Genomic DNA, 19,881 nt, shown 5'->3' on the forward strand with positions numbered 1-19,881 from the left:
TTTAGTTATATTCCAAATAATCATTGATTAGTGTTGCTAAAATTGTTTCATCTTTCGTTCGTAGAATCTGCTCCAATTTTTCTTCACTTTGAAAAATTTGCATCAACTGTTGTAACAGCTTAAGTTGATCATCTACTTTATCCATTGCTAACATAAAAACGATTTTCACTTCTGTCTGTTGATCAAGTGTTCCCATTTCAATAAACGGCACTTCTTTTTCTAGAACAGCCACACCTATCGTTCTATGGTTAATATGTTCGACATCTGTATGCGGTATAGCGACCGAACATAGATGCGTTGGTAAACCAGTAGCAAATTCTTTTTCTCTGTCGATGACTGCATCTTTAAACGTTGACTTCACGAACCCATTTTGAAATAACACATCTGACATTTGTGACAATACGGATTCTTTATCAGTTGCCGACAAATTGAGCATTATATTTTCTTTATGCACTAATTGCTGTCCCATCCATTTTCCCTCGCTTCTTTATTTGAATAATTTTTTAAAATCTCATTAACATCAGAATTTCTGCGACTTTGTATGATGCGCTTAATTGCGTCATTGTCTTGCGCCACATCTCTCAATTGTAGTAACGCTCTTAAGTGTGTCACTTTATCAACAGCAGCAATAGGTACAATAATATGGATTGCTGTGCCATCTGACATGTATATTGGTTCTTGTAATATCAACATACTCATCGCTGTTTTATGTACATGCTTTTCAGAGTATGCATGTGGAATAGCAATATTTTGCATGATAACCATATACGAATCATCAAATACCTGTTGCATCTCATGAATATATTTAATATCAATAAAATGATTAGCAACTAACACATCACTTGCTTTAGCAATAGCTTCATCAATATTTTCAACATGATGTATTCTTTTCACGTGCCTTGCTGGTATCAAGTCAGCTAAATCTAATGTCTTATTTTGTGTGACAATCGATCCATTAATGGTTGAAATTGAATTATAATTCGCAATAAAATCTTCTAGACCATCACGTAGTTCTGTAATGTCATTAACTGTCGTTGTGCGTTCAATTAATGCCATTAACTTGTTTATTTCCTTATCAATGTCAGCCGATTCCTTATTAATGTACTTCATCACATCTTTACGTAACTTTCGTTGCTCATTTTCAGATAAAGCTACTTTTGTGATAAATAATTTTTTATGTGTTAGGACAAACATTGGTGAAAAGACGATGTCATAATCTAATGTGTAATTTTCAAATGTTCTAAGTGAAATCGCATCTAAGAAAATAATTTCTGGAAATAAGTTTCGCAACTCGTATAACATCATTTGTGATACTGACGTGCCTTGTGTACACACGATAATAGCTTTTATCTTGCCATCGAAGTTTTCATCTTGACGTCTCAAACTACCTCCGAACAACATGGTTAAATATGCTATTTCATTATCAGGCAACGATTTTCCGAAATATTCAGTTAACGATTGACATGATTGTTTCACCATATGAAATAAGGATTGATAATTTCCTTGTAAAGGATTTATTAATTCATCACGATCCGTTAAGTTATATTTAATCCTATAAAAAGCAGGCGTTAAATGTAACAAGAGTTGCTGTGATAATTTCTCCTTATCTTCAATGTTAATAAAAGTGATTTGTTCAAAATGGTGAATCATTTGAGCGATGGCCATCGTTAAATTCGATATATTATCTGATTCCTGCAAATCAGTCCATTGCACACTTGTTGAAAGTAAGTGTAATGTCAAATATAACTTTTCCGCTTCTGGCAAATCCGGCTCATGTTGCGTCATAATCTCCGTTGCTTGATATTCTTTCGTATCCCTCAAATACTGATAATTAATATTTAATGGATTAATCACATGACCACTTTGAATTCGTCTACGAATCACACAAAGGACATAAGGCAATGAACTAAGTGATTTGTCTATAAAGCGACTCTTCAAAAATTGTTCTACCTGTTTGATCTTGTCTTTTTGATATGCGATATCTTCGAATGTTAAGTTGAGCGCCTTTAAAACTTCACTTTTAGTAATATCATGATTCAACCTTTGATCAATCAACTTAATGAAGAAACGGCGAACTTCAAATTCATCACCAACAATTTCATAACCATGTTTTCGAGAATACTTAAGTGACAAACCATGATTTTCCAATTGCTCTTTCACATGATTTATATCGTGAATGACAGTATTTTTACTGACTTGTAAATCAATTGAAAAATGGTTTAGAGACATTGCGTTTTCCTTACTAAAAAGCATGAGCATTAAATAATAACGACGTGTTTCTATGCTAAAAATGACATTGTTTCCGTTTAACATTTGCTGCTCCGATACATCTCGTTTGAATAACGTCATGATTTCAGAACTTACAATAAAATTTCCTTGGCTTGTTCTTTCAAGTTTTGGATAACCCTCTTGTTCAAGCCACAAATTGATTTTTTGAATGCGATATCCTAGTTGTCTACGAGACAAACCAAATATCGATTCAAGTTCTTTACCATGAATAGTAGGATTCAATACAATTTCTCTGAGTATTTGCTGATTATCCCCGTTCATGTTCGATCCTCCTTTGAGCATCTGAGCTCAATTTATCATCAATCGTCACACCGATGTACACACTTTGAACACATATTTTCAAAATGAGCATGTACATCATTGTGATGTTTTAACAACATTTCAATTATATCTATATTTTTTGTGATTTTAATCTTTTAAAATAAAGCAATTGAAATTTTTGCATATATTTTTGTATTTTGTGTTTTTTGAAGCATTTTTAACATACATAGCTCAATCATTATCAAATTGTCATGACCATTGTAATCCAATACAAAAACCCTAAGGACGCTTAAATCAGGCACCTTAGGGCTAACTGTATCTATTTAATTAAGTATTATTATTCGTATGTACGTAACTTATGATCTATCAAGTTCCACACTTCTTCAACATCAACTGCTGTAGCAAAATAAGCATTGGCAGGCTTACCTGTAACATGATTTAAATCGACAGCCATAGTGCCATAAGTTAGTGGACTTTGATGTTCAATGTCGATATTAACGGGTACCATTGTAAACAATTCTGGTTGTAACAAATACAAAATCGTACAAGCATCATGTATTGGACCACCGTCCATATTAAAGTGAGTCTTGTATGTTTTCTTAAAGAATTGCAATAATTCTACGACGAACTGTGCAACAGGATTATTGATACTTTCAAAGCGTTCAATCACGTGATCGTCGGCTAAAACTTGATGTGTTACATCTAAACCAAACACATTTATAGTAATCCCACTTTCAAAAACACGCTTCGCTGCTTCAGCATCTACCCAAATATTGAATTCTGCTGTAGGCGTCCAATTTCCAAATGTACCACCACCCATCAAAGTAATAGATTCAATATGCTCAGCGATTCTTGGCTCACGAATCAATGCCGTTGCTACATTCGTAAGAGGACCTGTCGCTACAATTGTTACAGGTGTATCACTCGTCATCACTTTGTTAATAATCACATCTGATGCTGGCATTGCAACTGCTTGACGTGATGGTGTCGACGGTAGTTTCGGACCATCTAATCCAGATTCCCCATGTATTTCAGAAGCAAAGGCAGCTGGTTTAATTAACGGCCTATCCGCACCTTTCGCTACTGCTATATCTTGGCGTCCCATAATATCCAATACGTTCAAGGCGTTTGTCGTATTCTTGTCAACTGATTGATTACCTGCGACTGTGGTTACAGCTAATATCTCTAGTGGACTGTCAATTGCCCCCGCTAAAATTAATGCTATTGCATCATCGTGTCCTGGATCACAATCCATAATAATCTTTCTTTTCATTTATATATCCACCTTTCTTAAGTTGTTATCGATTGCTTATGTATATTTATTTATGTGGTGAATCATGTTTATTTTGAAAAATAGTTTTAACTTTCTCATAGTTTTGGATACAAACACTATTTATCTATTTTATGGCTTATAAATTTATCCGATATTCTTTGTCACCCTACCTCGCTAAAAAATAGGATGTCTACAGATTTATACGACTTTTGTCAACTCATTTTCACAACAATATAAACAGCAATTTATATGATTGTTACATGATTCAAACAATTTTTATGAAAAATATTTTCATCCACAGAATATATATTGATATTAAATTTCTCAAAAGCTATATTGAGAATAATTAGGAGGGATGTTGATGAAATCTTTATTTGAAAAAGCACAGCAGTTCGGCAAGTCCTTTATGTTACCTATCGCAATCTTACCAGCTGCAGGTCTATTGTTGGGTATCGGTGGTGCATTAAGTAATCCAAACACCGTTAAAGCATACCCTATTTTAGATATTACCTTATTACAAAATATTTTTACATTAATGTCAGCTGCAGGTAGTATTGTTTTCCAAAATTTACCAGTCATCTTTGCAATTGGTGTCGCAATCGGATTATCTAGAAGCGATAAAGGTACTGCAGGTTTAGCTGCACTGCTCGGTTTCTTAATTATGAACGCAACTATGAATGGTTTATTAACTATCACGGGCACATTGGCAAAAGATCAGCTTGCACAAAATGGACAAGGCATGGTGCTCGGTATACAAACGGTTGAAACCGGTGTTTTTGGCGGGATTATCACAGGTATTATGACCGCAATACTTCACAACAAATATCACAAAGTGGTATTACCACCGTATTTAGGTTTCTTTGGTGGCTCTAGATTTGTCCCTATTGTCACAGCATTTGCCGCAATCTTTTTAGGTGTATTGATGTTTTTCATTTGGCCAAGCATACAAGCCGGCATTTATCATGTTGGTGGATTTGTAACGAAAACAGGTGCCATCGGTACTTTTGTTTATGGCTTCATCTTAAGATTGTTAGGTCCACTCGGTTTACATCATATTTTTTACTTACCGTTTTGGCAGACGGCACTTGGTGGTACTTTAGAAGTCAAAGGGCACTTAGTTCAAGGTACGCAGAACATCTTCTTTGCTCAACTTGGTGATCCAGATGTGACGAAGTATTATTCAGGTGTGTCACGCTTTATGTCAGGCCGTTTTATTACGATGATGTTCGGCTTATGTGGTGCCGCACTTGCAATTTATCACACAGCTAAACCTGAACATAAAAAAGTTGTCGGCGGTTTAATGTTATCCGCTGCACTCACTTCATTTTTAACAGGTATTACCGAACCTTTAGAGTTTAGTTTCCTGTTTGTCGCACCTATTCTTTATGTAATCCATGCCTTCTTTGATGGATTAGCATTTATGATGGCAGACATTTTCAACATTACAATTGGTCAAACCTTCAGTGGAGGCTTTATCGATTTCTTACTTTTTGGTGTGCTACAAGGTAATAGTAAAACAAACTACCTATACGTCATACCTATTGGAATTGTGTGGTTCTGTTTATATTACATCGTTTTCAGATTCTTAATTACGAAATTTAATTTCAAAACACCTGGTCGTGAAGATAAAGTTGCAGCACAACAAGTTGAGGCTACTGAAAGAGCACAAACTATTGTTGCTGGTTTGGGAGGCGAAGATAACATTGAAATCGTTGACTGTTGTGCAACGAGACTACGCGTCACACTTCATCAAAATGACAAAGTCGATAAAGTATTACTCGAAAGTACTGGTGCCAAAGGTGTAATCCAGCAAGGCACTGGTGTGCAAGTAATTTATGGGCCTCACGTTACAGTTATCAAAAATGAAATTGAAGAATTGCTCGGGGATTAAGACTAACCGAAATATCAACAGAACTAATGGCAACGATGTACGAAGTAAGAAGTAACATCGTTGCTTTTATTTTTAATGTTGCATTTGAAACATTAAGTTCATCATGCACTGTAGTGAGTCCGCAAATCGCCTCTGCTAGACAATCATCTTAATGCTATGATTAAAGCTTAAGTGCCAGATTTGAATTTAATTTCAACAACGACTTTCACTACATTAAAAATAGGGCTACTCGACACATATAGTTGTATCAAATAGCCCTTTATACAATTTTTTGGGGTAAGGTTTTACAATTTTTGGAATGGTATAGATTTTATAAAAAGTTATTTAAGTTCTTCTGCTTCAGCCATAATATCTTTTAATGTTTTAGCTGAATGTGCGAACTTGCTTTGTTCTTCGTCGTTTAATGGGATTTCTACGACGTTGCGAATACCGTTTCTATTGATGACTGCTGGAACACCAATATAAACATCTTCTTCATCATATTCGCCTTCTAATAATGCTGATACAGTCAATACGGCATCTTCATTTCTGAAAATCGCTTCAGTAATTCTAGCTAATCCCATTGCAACACCATAATAAGTGGCACCTTTAGCTTGAATAATGTCATATGCTGCATCACGTGTTTGAACAAAAATTTGTTCAATTTGCGCTTTGCCCTCAGGACGTTGTTCAAGTAATGTCTTCAAAGGTTGACCCGCAATATTAGCGTGTGACCATACTGGTAATTCAGTGTCACCATGTTCACCAATAATTTGAGCATCGACGCTACGTGGCGCAACATCGAACGCTTCGCTTAACAATAATCTAAAGCGTGCAGAGTCTAAAATTGTACCAGAACCTATAACACGTTCTTTAGGTAAACCAGAGAATTTCCATGTTGCATACGCTAAAATATCAACAGGATTTGTAGCTACCAAGAAAATACCATCAAATTTTGATGCCATTACTTCACCAACAATTGATTTGAATATTTTCAAGTTTTTAGATACTAAATCTAAACGTGTTTCTCCAGGTTTTTGTGCAGCACCAGCACAGATGACAACTAGATCCGCATCATGACAATCACTGTATTCGCCAGCTTTCACACGAACTGTTGTTGGAGAATATGGTGTGGCATGTTTTAAATCCATAACATCTCCTCGAACTTTTTCAGTGTCTAAATCAATGATGACTAATTCATCAACAATGCTTTGGTTCACTAATGAAAATGCGTAGCTTGAACCTACTGCACCATTACCTATTAATACAACTTTGTTCCCTTTAAATTTGTTCATTACAAAAACTCCCTTATGATTAATTCACTAACATACATGTAGTTTCAAATATGTTAGTTTAATGCTGCTTATTGACGATACAAAAGCAAATAAACATCTCTTTTATTTTCAACGCATAACTTAAAAGGTCATGTGTCATCCGCTTTTAAGTTTGTGATTTATTTCACATATAAAATGTAACATGCATTAAGTACTGGGTCAATATTAAATTGTGATTTATTTCACATTTTAATTTAATTTTTACACCTTTTTAATTTGTATACGATTACATCTTAGACGTCTTTAGTCTTCGTACTTCGCCAGTGATTATTTACACTTTCACATTTTTATTATCATGTTTACTTTTTTCTAAGAAAACAACAATGTTTTTTGAATTAGTCAAATAAATGCGCGCAATCGTCGGTGTGCAAACAGACAATTGTACACAATGCTTATTGATAAGTATTTAAAAAATTAAAAATGTCATACAATTATCAAATTTGCCATTTTATTTATATTTTCTCAAACCAATTAATTGAATATCGAAATTTTTAGTAGAATAATCAAAATAGACAGATTAAAGGAGGAGTATCATGCTTACAGAACAAGAGAAAGACATAATCAAACAAACGGTGCCATTGCTTAAAGAAAAAGGAACAGAAATTACGTCAACTTTTTATCCGAAAATGTTTAAGGCACATCCTGAACTTTTAAATATGTTTAATCAAACGAACCAAAAAAGAGGCATGCAATCTTCAGCATTAGCACAAGCAGTAATGGCTGCAGCTGTTAACATCGATAACTTAAGTATTATTAAACCAGTCATTATGCCAGTTGCATATAAACACTGCGCACTACAAGTTTATGCTGAACATTATCCAATTGTGGGGGAAAATTTATTAAAAGCCATTCAAGACGTGACAGGATTAGAAGAAAATGACCCTGTCATTCAAGCTTGGGCGAAAGCATATGGTGTTATTGCGGATGTGTTCATCCAAATTGAAAAAGAAATTTATGATCAAATGATGTGGATTGGTTTTAAACCATTCAAAATTACCAATATTAAACAAGAATCTGAAGACATTAAATCATTTACAGTTGAAACTGAAGAATATGACTTTAGTGAATTTACACCAGGCCAATACATCACAGTTGATGTTTCTAGTGATAAACTTCCATATAGAGCTAAACGTCACTATTCTATCGTATCAGGTGATAAAAACCATTTAACTTTTGGCGTTAAACGTGATGTTACAACAGAACATGAAGGCGAAGTTTCAACAATTTTACACGATGAGATTAAAGAAGGCGATACGATTAATCTAGCTGCGCCTGTAGGTGGATTCGTATTAGAGAATACGACTGAACCACAACTTTTCTTAGGTTCAGGTATTGGCGTCACACCTTTAGTAGCAATGTATGAAGCTGCCTCTGCCAAAGGTTTAGATACACAGATGGTTCAAGTTGCTGAAAATGAACAACATTTACCTTTCAAAGACAACTTCAACAGTATCGCAAGCCATCATGACAACGCTAAGTTATATACTCACTTAAAAGATAAACAAGGCTATATTGGCGCTGAAGAATTACAAGTATTTTTAGCAAATAAACCTGAAATTTATATCTGTGGTGGTACAAAATTCTTACAATCTATGATCGAAGCACTTAAATCTTTAAATTACGATATGGATCGCGTACACTACGAAACATTTATTCCAAGACTAAGCGTTGCAGTATAACTGAGAAAAGAGGTTTAGTGCTCATATGAAACTTAATCAACGTTACGTAAAAGTATTTGCATTATATTTCGTAAGTATTGTTACTGCAAATATTATTGTTAAAAATAATAATTTAATTAAAACATTGATACAAACCATAGCCGGGTACACGGTCTTTGCAGTTGGTTTGAAGTATTTAACTAAACGTAAAAATAAATGACATCTATACAAAAACAGCTATGACTTTACTTTGTCATGGCTGTTTTTTAATTGGGAGTTGGACAGAAATGATATTTTCGCAAAATTTATTTCGTCGTCCCACCCCAACATGCATTGATGTATGCTCACTGAATTTCATAAGAAAGGAGTTCACAAGATGACCGTAGATATTGGACGGATTTATGACAATAAAGATAATACCGACGCTATTCGTATCCTAGTCGATAGAGTCTGGCCGAGAGGTATTTCGAAAAGAACTGCTAACCTAGATTATTGGTTAAAAGACATTGCTCCATCTACTGAGTTGCGACAATGGTTCCAACATGATCCTAAACTTTTTGGAGCTTTTAAAGAAAAATACGAAAAAGAATTACGTGATCAGGATGCGCAAAAAGATGCTTTTGAAAAATTAAAGGATATTGTAAATCAGCATAATCATGTTCTATTGTTATATGCAGCAAAAGATACTAAACATAACCAAGCTGTAGTACTACAGCAGTTGCTCAATACTTAGGTATATATGTTTGTCGTGAATCACTATACATGTCGCTAACTTCATTTCTAATATTTATTTTTAAAAAGCATAATTACTACAATTAATTGAACTTTAATAATTACTAAACTTGAACAACATTTTACTTTAACAAAATAAAGTTTTAAAATATTAATTATTGGGTTTTACATAGTAATTAGAAAGAGAGTGTTAATGAAATGAAGTTTAAAAGACTAGCAACTATATTTTCAGCAGTATTAGTGTTATCAGGATGTGGCTCAATGCATTCATCTGGCAAAGACTTAAATATTTCGTTACCGTTAAAAACAAAGTCTATTGCACCTTATGAAACAGATGTACCAGTTAAGATTGGTGCTGCAGAATCATTATTTAAAACAAATGATCAAGGAAAAATAGAAAAAGTATTAGTGAAATCGTATCATCAACCAAATGATACAACGTTAGATATTGAATTAAAAGATAATATTAAATTTCAAAACGGTCAAAAATTGACTGCAGAAAAAGTGAAATCTAGCCTTGAAAATAGCATAAAAAAAAGCGACTTGGTCAAATATTCATTACCAATATCATCAATTACCGCTAAAGGTCAAAAACTGACAATTAAAACCAGCTCCGCTTACCCTGAACTTGTATCTGAATTAGCTAATCCTTTTATGGCAATTTATGATACAGATGCTAAATCAGATGTTAATCAAACTCCTGTTGCTACAGGCCCTTACCAAATAAAAGATTATAAGCAATCTCGAAAAATATCATTGTCGAATTTTAAGGACTATTGGCAAGGTAAACCGAAACTTGATCATATTACTGTGACGTACCAAGAAGATGGCAATAATCGCGTCAGAAATTTAGAATCTCAAAAAGATGACTTAATAACTGATGTCCCAGTTAATAAAGTTCAAGACATAGAAAATAATCAAAATTTAAAAGTGTCAAAAGAATCTGGATTTAGAACTTCTTTACTTATGTATAATCATACTAATAAAAAAATGACTAAATCCGTTCGTGAAGCATTAGATCATATCATTGATAGACAAGGTATTGCAGATCATATTTATCAAGGTTACGCGAAACCTGCAACGAGTCCATTTAATGATAAAATTCCATATATTAAAGAACCTAAGTTAACCAAACAAAATATCGAACAAGCAAAAACGTTATTAGCTAAAGATGGTTATACAAAAGAACACCCTTTAAAAATTAAGTTAATTACGTATGACGGTCGTCCAGAACTATCGAAAATTGCGCAAGTATTACAATCAGATGCTAAAAAAGCAAATATTGAAATCGACATTAAAAGTGTTGATGACATAGAAGGTTACTTAACAGACCGTTCTGCATGGGATGCAACGATGTATAGTTTCGGAACGATTCCTCGTGGAGATACAGGCTATTTCTTTAATCAAGCATATAAAAAAGATGGTGCTATTAATAAAGGAGACTACAATAATAGCAACGTTGATGCTTTAATTAATCAATTGAATCACACTGTAGATGTTAAGGAACGTCACAATATTTCTAATGATATTATTAAATTATCAAGTCGAGATGTACCAAACAGTTATATTGCTTACAACGATCAAATAGTCGCTGCTAACTCTAAGGTTAAAAATTATAAAGTAACACCTGAAGGTATCTATTTAATCGATTATCGAACAACGATTGAACGATAAGGGAGTGTGGGACATTGATTTATGTCTCAGCCCCACTTCAACTATAAAAACCACGCCGAAGTCATCCAATATGATTATGGCGTGGTTTAATTTGCTTATATGATTGTATTAATTTCTGTTTGATGAATTTCAATAAAATGATTATTACATACTTTCAGTGAATCATATTCATTTTATATAAACCTAATTGTCACTATTTGTTTAACGTGAAACACTTTTTTAACTCCAAAAAGTATTCCACTTCCACTCTTTTAAAGACTAATTATAAAAATAGCTTATGTCACAAACATATGAGCAACATTAGCTTTAATTATTATTCGTCTACTTTTTTCTGTTGTTCTTTAAATTCTTTCTGCAGTAAATTCACTTGTTTTAAACCTGCCCCCATTAAAATGAATACAAGTATCCACACAATAACGATTAAAATAAATATTTTCAACGTATCACTGCCAAGTATAGTTAAAGATGTATCCCAAATGCCATGTAAACCAACGGCTGATAAAAAGAATATTAAAAAGCGTTTATCAAAAATATCTTTGAATTCAAAGCCATGCTGTTCTTTCACAATAACTATTGCAGCACCAACAATCGCTGACCAAACTAAATGACCACCAATCGCAGTCCACGCACGTGTGAAGACAATATCTAATAATGGGACATTTTCCCCTAAAGCGAAATTCAAAATATAACCTGCTGATTCAAAAACTGCGAACCCTGCACCAATAGCAGCACCGATTAATAATCCATTCAAAATCTTATTTGTTTTCAATTTATTGACGAAATAAACAATAATGAGCGCTTTTCCAGTTTCTTCAACTAATCCTACTAAAAATGCATCGAAAAATGTTAAAGAACCAAACCTTTCGAATTGATCACTAAAAACGACAAATCTATATAATACCATCGTACTTAGTAATGAAAATACTCCGCCAATAAAGAACATGATAATAACTTCAAAAATGCTAATATTTTTAAACGCATTTGATTCATAAAAGAAGAACAAACCCGATAATGGTACTGTTAAAGCCCCTATAAAAATGAGACCCGGAATCGCGTTTGTGTTATTAAAAATCGCTGCCATGACCCATAATCCAATAAATGTTACTGTGAAAGCGATGAATACTCGAGAAAAGAGCCATGGCTTCCCCCATTCTTCTGATATATCACAAATTGCTGGCGTAGTTTTAGCAGTACCCGCTATAAATATTTCATCTGCTTCGTTTTTAGTATGTGGCTTAAATACTTCAGAAAACATATCTTTTAAATTAAGATTTAAGCTTTCATCATTGCCGGCTAGTCTACCGATTGATTTGGTTGCATTATCAAATAAACTTCTTGCTTCGTTTTTTAAATCTGCATTTTGCGCTGTTTCATGCGCTTTGGCTTCCATTTGTTTATCGATAGATTCATTATGTATGTCGGACGTCTTAGTTGATTGTGTAATTGCTGATGACATCCCCTCTTCACCTGTATTAGGTGCAACTGATTGCGTTTGTATTGTCTCTTCTTTTTCTGTATTTCTTCGATGATTAAGACCTTCCATAGACTTACCTACTTTCACTTTTCATAATAAAACTATTTTAATTTAATATTGATGGATTTTCCATATTTTAATATAAATACTTTGTTCGATTGGGCACCTTGTATTCCATATTTGAAAATCAAAACCTATTTAACTTTTTATATTCCGAGCAATATTTTTATATAAGTATTTTAATGATATTCAATTCATTACAAACCCTTGATATTACAATTGTTATCGGCCATTAAAATGTGTCTATACTGTGTCTATTATCAGAATAAAAAGATATTTCTAATTGATTTTAAACGTCGTTATGTTATATTTCTTGTAAGGGTTTACACAAAGTGTAAAAACACTATATTTTATCAAATGTGATGGAGGTGACTTGCTTGAAACAAATCACATGGCACGACTTACAACATATCATTAAAGATGGTGATGTGATTGGTTTACCAGCATTAGCTGTAGCCAACTTACCCGCCGAAGTTCTACGTGCTGTGTTAGCGCAACATGACACATATCATACGCCCAATGATTTAACGTTTATATTAGCGAATGATATCCATAGTTTAGGTGCCGCACCGGATTTAGATGATTTTATAGAACGTCGTATGATTAAACGTGTCATTATGAGCATTTTAACGGCTTCTTCCAAAACGGCACAAGCAATGAAAAATAATGACATTGAAGCTTATTTTTTACCACAAGGTATCATTGCAACTCATTATCGTCAGAGTAATCAATTATTACCTGGAGTTATTACTAAAATCGGATTAAACACAGCTGTTGATCCTAGATACGGTGGCGGTAAAGTAAATACACGAACAACTGATGATTTAGTTTCATTAGTAACCATCAACGATGAAACATACTTACACTACACATTCCCTAGCGTTGATGTGGCACTACTGAGAGGAACATACGCAGATCAACAAGGTAACATTTATTTAACTCAAGAAGCGTACTTGAGCGAGTGTTATCATGTCGCATTAAACACGAAAGCCAATCATGGGAAAGTTATTGTACAAGTTAAAGATTTAGTTGACGACTATCAACTAAAACCGAATGAAGTTGTTATCCCAGGAAATCTTGTCGATTATGTATACGTCACAGAAGATGAAAAGAATCACCGCCAAGTAATTCAGAGTCATTATTTACCAGCCTTGTCTGGAGAAGAACGAATTGATGGAATACCTGAAACCGCATTACCTTTTAATAGTCGCAAATTGATTCTCCGACGTGCTGCTCAGTTTTTAACTTATGGCGATACAATTAGCATCGGTTATGGCATCAATAATGAACTCTCTAATTTATTGCATGAAGAATGTGTTGAACATGATGTGCAACCGATTCTAGATGTTGGCATTTTCGGTGGATTCGTTGGGAGTCGTGAACATTTTGGTATGAATTACAATGCAGATGTGCGCATGCCTCATGATCGAGCATGGGATTTTATTTATAACAATGGTGTATCAGTTGCCTATCTTAGCTTTGCTGAGGTTGATCAATACGGCAATGTCAACGTATCTTACTTCAATGACCGACTAAATGGATGTGGCGGCTTTATAGACATTACGCAATCTGTAAATAAAATTATCTTTTCAGGTACTTTTGTAGCTGGCAGTCATGTCTCATGTCATAATCAACGATTAAACATTGAAACTGAAGGACAAAACCAGAAATTTGTATCAGATGTGAGCCATATCGACTTTAATGCACGATATTCACAATCACTCGAGCAAGAAGTCTATTTTGTTACTGATCGTGCAGTATTCGAGCTCACCAATCAAGGCTTGAAACTAATTGAAATTGCACCAGGTCTTGATTTGCATAAAGATATTTTGAATCAAATGGCTTTTAAACCAATTATTGCTGATCATTTAAAATTAATTGATACCAGCATTTACAAAGAAAAATGGGGACAACTTAAACAATCAATTCATAAAGTATGAAAGTGAAGCTAAAGGGGGTATACTAATGAATTTCGATTGGATAAAAACGCGTTCAGACTTCGATGATGACAAGCCTGCCGTTATTGATCACGCAAAACAAACATCTTGGACATACCAACAACTCAATGCACGCGCTGATAATATGGCACATTATTTAACATCTCAAGGTGTTAAAAAAGGCGATGTTATCGGTATTTTTGCGCCAAATGATATTGCAATATTAGATTTATTGTTTGCTTGTTTTAAAACAGGTGCGGTTTTTTTACCATTGAATTGGCGGCTTAACCCAAAAGAAATTGCAGCCATTGTGGAAGATGCACAATTAAAACTGCTCTTCTATGCTGAAAAACATTTAAGTTCACTCACCGATATTGACCAAAACTTATTGCATATGGATATTGATGTAGCGCAATATGATGAAATCGTAAATCCAGATTATCACCAACCTTTTCAAGCAACTCCTGTTGAACCACAAGACCTTGCAGCATTAATTTATACAAGTGGTACAACCGGATCACCTAAAGGTGTGATGTTCTCATATGAATCATTCGTTCATAACGGTGCAAACTTAGAGCTGACGTACAAGTTCAATTCAAACTATATTACGATTGTATCAACACCAATGTTTCATGTTTTAGGGTTTAACGATACTGTATTACCAGTATTAATGTCAGGAGGCACACTTATTCTTCAACGTTACTTTAATGGCGAAGAATTGAATAACATGATTGAACAATATCACCCTACATTTATTATCATGATTCCGACAATGTATTATAGTACGCTACGTGCTAGTAATTTTAATCCAGAAAATTTTAAAGCTATGGATTATATCATCCAAGGTGGTTCACAACCATTACCAAGTATCCAAGCAGCTTTTAAACAATATGGCATAAACATTATTAACGGCTATGGCTTAACTGAAGCACCGCTTGTACTTGTTAATACACCGGAAAATTCAAAACGTAAACCAATGAGTATTGGTAAAGCAGTCATGTTTGTTGATGCACGTATCCTTGATGATAACGGTGAAGAAGTACCTTCTGGCGAGATTGGTGAACTTGCAATTAAGGCTAAAAATGTCACGCCAGGATATTGGAATAAACCAGCAGAGACTGCTAAAGCGTTTCATGGTCGTTACTTATTGACAGGAGATTTAGCAAAAATGGACGACGATGGCGATATATTTATTATTGACCGTAAAAAAGAATTAATCATAACTGGTGGCGAAAATGTCTTACCATCCGAAGTCGAAAATGCTTTAGCTGAGCATCCACTAGTAGACCGGTGTGTGGTCGTTGGCTATGATCATCCAAAATATGGTGAGTCAATTGCTGCAGCCATTATACTTCGCGAAGATGAACCTCATTACGCTGAAATTTTAGATCAACATATGCGAAGTCGTTTAGCAGGTTATAAAGTCCCAAGAATGTATGTACCAGTGACACATATGCCGTTAAACAGTACGCAGAAACCAGATAAACTTGCGATTCGACAAATGATGAATGACAAAGTCTCACAAACACTTTAAAGGTGATAAAAATTTTCGGTATTCAGTGTAAGCGTTTACATTTGAAGCGTGTTGTTTTTTAATTAAATGCATTTCACATTAGTATTCATATTATTTTTAGGAGGAATTTATATGACATTTGAAAAAGAAACAGTCTTAAAAACATTATTTCCTGAAGATGTACTTAGTATTGCTAAAGGTTTAACAGACGGTGAAGTCGAATTTTTACAACAAGTAGATTCATTGCTAGAAAGTAAGTACCGTGAAAATATTAATCAACATTGGATAGACGCTACTGTACCCGAGGACTATTTTAAAGATCTGGGAGAATTAAATTATTTTAACAATCCATTACTTTACAAGGATCGTCCAAACGCCAAAATGCCTAGTCAACTATTTCAGTTTTTCATGTCTTACCTACTCGCGCGATTTGATATTTCCTTAGCTACCCTACTCGGTGTTCACCAAGGTTTAGGGCATAATACTTTCTATTTCGGAGGTAGCAAAGAACAAATTGCGAAATATGTACCTAAATTACAGTCACATGAACTGCGTACATGCTTTGCTTTAACTGAACCAGAACACGGTTCGGACGTTGCGGGAGGTCTTGAAACAGTCGCTGAACGCCAGGGCGATACTTGGGTTATCAATGGTGAAAAGAAATGGATTGGTGGTGCACATGTATCTGATGTCATTCCAGTATTCGCAGTAAATAAAGAAACTGGCAAACCCCATTGCTTTGTAGTCAGACCAGAACAAGATGGCGTCGATATTGAAGTCATTGATAATAAAATCGCACTTCGCATTGTTCCTAACGCACTAATTAAATTAACTAATGTCAAAGTAGATGAAGCGGATCGCTTACAAAACATAACAAGCTTTAAAGATATTGCTAAAATCCTTTATTCAACGAGAGCAGGCGTTGCCTATATGGCTACAGGTGGTATGGCTGGCGCTTTACGTGCCACATTAGATTATGTCACTGAGCGTAAGCAATTCGGCAAACCAATTAGTAAATATCAGTTAATACAAGAAAAGCTAGCAATGATGCAAGGTAATTTAGCTCAAGCAATGGCAACATGTGCTCAATTAGCTAATATGCAAGCACATGGTGAATATGACGAGGTTGCAACTTCAACGGCGAAGATGATGAATGCCTTACGTTTGCGTGAGACAGTAGCTATGGGCCGCGGTATTACAGGTGGTAATGGCATACTAGCTGACGATTATGATATTGCACGTTTCTTCTCTGATGCAGAAGCGATTTACACGTACGAAGGTACACATGAAATTAATGCCTTAGTAATTGGACGCGCTTTGACTGGAGATTCTGCTTTCGTATAAATAGCAAAGAATTATATGAGATGCATTAATTTCACTAAAAAAGACTTATTTTAAGCATAAAGCTTTTTCCTTAAATAAGAGGCTAAGATGACTGTCAAAGATACTTAATTAATTTTATAAAATAGCAACGTTATTCCAATTATCTTAATGGTTATCTTATCCTCAACTAAATTGGAGGAATCACTATGACAATTAATAAAGTAACCGTTCTTGGCGCAGGCACAATGGGCGCTCAACTGGCAGCACTCTTTGTGAATGCTGGACTTAAAGTAAAACTATTAGATATTGTAGTGGACAAAAACGATCCAAATCTCATTGCGAAAAAATCTTACGATAAAATTACAGATAAGAAACGACCGCTACTATTCGACTTAAATCTAGCGAGTCATTTAACATATGGTAATTTTGATGATGACTTGGTAAATGATGATGCTGATTTATATATCGAAGCAGTCAAAGAAGATATTGAAATTAAGCATGCTGTTTGGCAACAAGTTCTACAACATGCTAAAGAAGATGCTTTATTCGCTACAAATACATCAGGTATTCCAATTAATGCGATTGCTCAAGCATTTAACGAGAAGGATCAAGAACGATTCTTTGGTCTACATTTCTTTAACCCACCACGTATTATGAAATTAGTGGAGTTAATACCTACGTCACACACGAAGGAATCTATTATATTAGATGTAAAAAATTTCGCGCAAAATGTGTTAGGTAAAGGTGTCATTGTCGTCAATGATGTGCCTGGCTTTGTCGCAAATAGAGTCGGCACGCAAACAATGAATGATATTATGTATCGCGCCGAGCAACACAAGTTAAGCATTGTAGATGTGGATGCTTTAACTGGGCAAGCGATTGGTCGTCCTAAAACAGGTACATATGCCCTATCCGACCTAGTCGGTTTAGACATTGCAGTGTCTGTAATTAAAGGCATGCAACAAGTACCTGAAGAAACACCTTATTTTCATGATGTCAAAATTGTAAATACGTTGTTTGAAAATGGCGCACTCGGACGTAAAACGAAACAAGGATTTTACAAAAAGGATAAAGAAACTAAAGCTCGACTTGTTTACGATGTTGAAAAACAAGATTATGTACCTGTATCGCAACCACAATTACCAATTTTAAATGAATTTAATAAAGACTTAGTGCATAACCTTGATGTCATATTCAATGCGCAAGACGAAGCGGGACTATTTTTATGGGAGACATTACGTAATAATTTCTATTACTCTGCCATCAATGTACCTAAAGCTACCGATGATTTCCGAGACATAGACCGTGCGCTTGTCTGGGGGTTCAACTGGAAACTTGGTCCATTCCAATTATGGGATGCAATGGGATATGAACGTGTTAAAACACGTATGGAAGACGAACTTGGAGACTTACCACAATGGATTAGTGATTTAGATGGTGGCTTTTATAAACAAGATGAGACCATCGAATATGCAACACCTGTTTCTCACTTCGTAAAAGATGAACTTTGGGATAAAGGTGATGCCAAACTTTCCGTAACTCATGATGATCAACTGCTACTGAAATTACAAAGTAAAAACAATGTCATTACCGATGAATTCAACGATGCGTTAGTTGATGCGATTGATTTACTGGAAAATGACCATTACACAAGTATGGTTATTTATGCAGATGGTAATAATTTCAGTGTGGGTGCTAATCTTTTCTTAATGAAAAAGGCGCATGAAGACGGTCTTGTAGATGATGTCGTTGCACAATCAATTGATAAATTACATTATAGCTTTAATCGTTTGAAGTATAGTTTGAAACCAGTAGTCACAGCTGTTCAAGGTCGTGCCTTAGGCGGTGGCTGTGAGCTTGTACTTTACTCACCTATTGTTGTCGCTGCAAGTGAAACATATATCGGTCTTGTTGAAGCAGGTGTTGGCTTATTACCGAGTGGCGGTGGCCTTGCAGAAATGGCTGATCGCATATTACGCACATCGCATAAGTTTGATGACAAACAAGCTTCCATGACAAAAGTACTGACAAATATCGCATTTGCGAAAGTCTCTACAAATGCCTTTGAGGCACGCCGTTATGGTTATTTACGTGATACAGATACGATTATTTTCAATACAGCACAACGTGTCGAAGTTGCGCTCAAACGTGCGAAATATGAAGCAGAAACAAACTATATTCCGAATCCTAGACATCAATATATCGCTTTAGGCGAAGACTTCAAAGCATTGATCCAAGGACAATTAGATGCGCAAAGACGGGGTCATTTTATTAGCGACCATGATTATCATATCGCCTTAAATATCGCCACAATTTTAGCGGGTGGTGATTTACCAAGAAATACATTTATCAATCAACGTTACATTCAATCGTTGGAGAAAATTGGCTTTATTGACTTACTAAAATCTAAAAAATCATATGAAAGAATTGCGCATATGTTAAAAACTGGTAAGCCATTACGTAATTAAAAGATAGTCATTAAG

General features: G+C 34.7%; 16 protein-coding genes and 1 pseudogene. 10 read left to right on the forward strand and 7 right to left on the reverse strand.

The features are described from left to right. Position 1 precedes the first annotated feature (1 nt). From ACXQH5_RS04450 to ACXQH5_RS04465, 4 genes and pseudogenes are all read right to left on the reverse strand, one after another. Positions 2–469 carry a PTS sugar transporter subunit IIA gene (locus ACXQH5_RS04450; protein ID WP_000531476.1) on the reverse strand — a complete coding sequence of 156 codons (468 nt, stop codon included), beginning with the start codon at positions 467–469 and terminating at the stop codon, positions 2–4. Continuing rightward, positions 454–2,550 (reverse strand): BglG family transcription antiterminator, encoded by a 2,097-nt coding sequence (locus tag ACXQH5_RS04455; RefSeq protein ID WP_001012742.1) that lies wholly within the window; start codon positions 2,548–2,550, stop codon positions 454–456. Before ACXQH5_RS04455 ends, ACXQH5_RS04450 begins: the two co-directional genes overlap by 16 nt. Positions 2,551–2,680: 130 nt before the next feature. Continuing rightward, positions 2,681–2,778: pseudogene (locus tag ACXQH5_RS04460) on the reverse strand (hypothetical protein). 109 nt (positions 2,779–2,887) lie between these two features. Next, a complete protein-coding gene (locus tag ACXQH5_RS04465) occupies positions 2,888–3,823 on the reverse strand; it encodes a nucleoside hydrolase (protein ID WP_000823215.1) in 936 nt (311 codons plus the stop codon). A 361-nt stretch (positions 3,824–4,184) separates the two neighbouring features. Here ACXQH5_RS04465 and ACXQH5_RS04470 point away from each other — a divergent pair, with 361 nt between their 5' ends. Together ACXQH5_RS04470 and ACXQH5_RS04475 are read left to right on the forward strand one after the other, a co-directional pair. Continuing rightward, complete coding sequence (locus tag ACXQH5_RS04470) at positions 4,185–5,714, forward strand: PTS transporter subunit EIIC (protein WP_000838207.1); 1,530 nt, start codon at positions 4,185–4,187, stop codon at positions 5,712–5,714. Between the two features lie 26 nt (positions 5,715–5,740). Beyond that, positions 5,741–5,866, forward strand: coding sequence for a hypothetical protein (locus ACXQH5_RS04475; protein ID WP_001824062.1), 126 nt, complete (start codon positions 5,741–5,743; stop codon positions 5,864–5,866). A gap of 168 nt (positions 5,867–6,034) precedes the next feature. Here ACXQH5_RS04475 and ACXQH5_RS04480 read toward each other — a convergent pair whose 3' ends face one another. Together ACXQH5_RS04480 and ACXQH5_RS04485 are read right to left on the reverse strand one after the other, a co-directional pair. Beyond that, on the reverse strand, positions 6,035–6,988 hold the full coding sequence (locus ACXQH5_RS04480) for an L-lactate dehydrogenase (RefSeq protein WP_001031880.1): 954 nt from the start codon (positions 6,986–6,988) through the stop codon (positions 6,035–6,037). Between the two features lie 310 nt (positions 6,989–7,298). Beyond that, a complete protein-coding gene (locus ACXQH5_RS04485) occupies positions 7,299–7,406 on the reverse strand; it encodes a hypothetical protein (protein ID WP_001791329.1) in 108 nt (35 codons plus the stop codon). A 154-nt stretch (positions 7,407–7,560) separates the two neighbouring features. Here ACXQH5_RS04485 and ACXQH5_RS04490 point away from each other — a divergent pair, with 154 nt between their 5' ends. From ACXQH5_RS04490 to nikA, 4 genes are all read left to right on the forward strand, one after another. Then, positions 7,561–8,706 (forward strand): globin domain-containing protein, encoded by a 1,146-nt coding sequence (locus tag ACXQH5_RS04490; protein ID WP_000954819.1) that lies wholly within the window; start codon positions 7,561–7,563, stop codon positions 8,704–8,706. A gap of 25 nt (positions 8,707–8,731) precedes the next feature. Beyond that, positions 8,732–8,905, forward strand: coding sequence for a hypothetical protein (locus ACXQH5_RS04495; protein ID WP_000773989.1), 174 nt, complete (start codon positions 8,732–8,734; stop codon positions 8,903–8,905). 156 nt (positions 8,906–9,061) lie between these two features. After that, positions 9,062–9,418: a DUF488 domain-containing protein gene (locus ACXQH5_RS04500; RefSeq protein ID WP_000215216.1), complete on the forward strand. Its 357-nt coding sequence runs from the start codon at positions 9,062–9,064 to the stop codon at positions 9,416–9,418. Between the two features lie 197 nt (positions 9,419–9,615). After that, positions 9,616–11,091, forward strand: a complete 1,476-nt coding sequence (gene nikA, locus ACXQH5_RS04505) for a nickel ABC transporter substrate-binding protein (RefSeq protein ID WP_000669660.1) — start codon at positions 9,616–9,618, stop codon at positions 11,089–11,091. A 313-nt stretch (positions 11,092–11,404) separates the two neighbouring features. Here nikA and ACXQH5_RS04510 read toward each other — a convergent pair whose 3' ends face one another. Next, positions 11,405–12,547, reverse strand: a complete 1,143-nt coding sequence (locus ACXQH5_RS04510) for a PrsW family intramembrane metalloprotease (protein ID WP_078055962.1) — start codon at positions 12,545–12,547, stop codon at positions 11,405–11,407. 455 nt (positions 12,548–13,002) lie between these two features. Between ACXQH5_RS04510 and fadX the strand changes: the two genes are divergently transcribed. The 4 genes from fadX (at position 13,003) to fadB (ending at position 19,866) form a co-directional block, all read left to right on the forward strand. Beyond that, positions 13,003–14,565, forward strand: coding sequence for a fatty acid degradation protein FadX (gene fadX, locus ACXQH5_RS04515; protein ID WP_000810046.1), 1,563 nt, complete (start codon positions 13,003–13,005; stop codon positions 14,563–14,565). Positions 14,566–14,590: 25 nt separating this feature from the next. Further along, the gene (gene fadD, locus ACXQH5_RS04520; protein ID WP_001008406.1) at positions 14,591–16,096 is read left to right on the forward strand and encodes a long-chain-fatty-acid--CoA ligase FadD; all 1,506 of its coding nucleotides are present in this window, start codon (positions 14,591–14,593) and stop codon (positions 16,094–16,096) included. Positions 16,097–16,207: 111 nt separating this feature from the next. Continuing rightward, on the forward strand, positions 16,208–17,419 hold the full coding sequence (gene fadE, locus ACXQH5_RS04525) for an acyl-CoA dehydrogenase FadE (RefSeq protein ID WP_000142189.1): 1,212 nt from the start codon (positions 16,208–16,210) through the stop codon (positions 17,417–17,419). A 185-nt stretch (positions 17,420–17,604) separates the two neighbouring features. Then, a complete protein-coding gene (fadB, locus tag ACXQH5_RS04530) occupies positions 17,605–19,866 on the forward strand; it encodes a 3-hydroxyacyl-CoA dehydrogenase/crotonase FadB (protein WP_000154527.1) in 2,262 nt (753 codons plus the stop codon). The last annotated feature ends 15 nt before the right edge of the window (positions 19,867–19,881 follow it).

It is taken from the genome of Staphylococcus sp. SA22 (genome assembly GCF_054165785.1).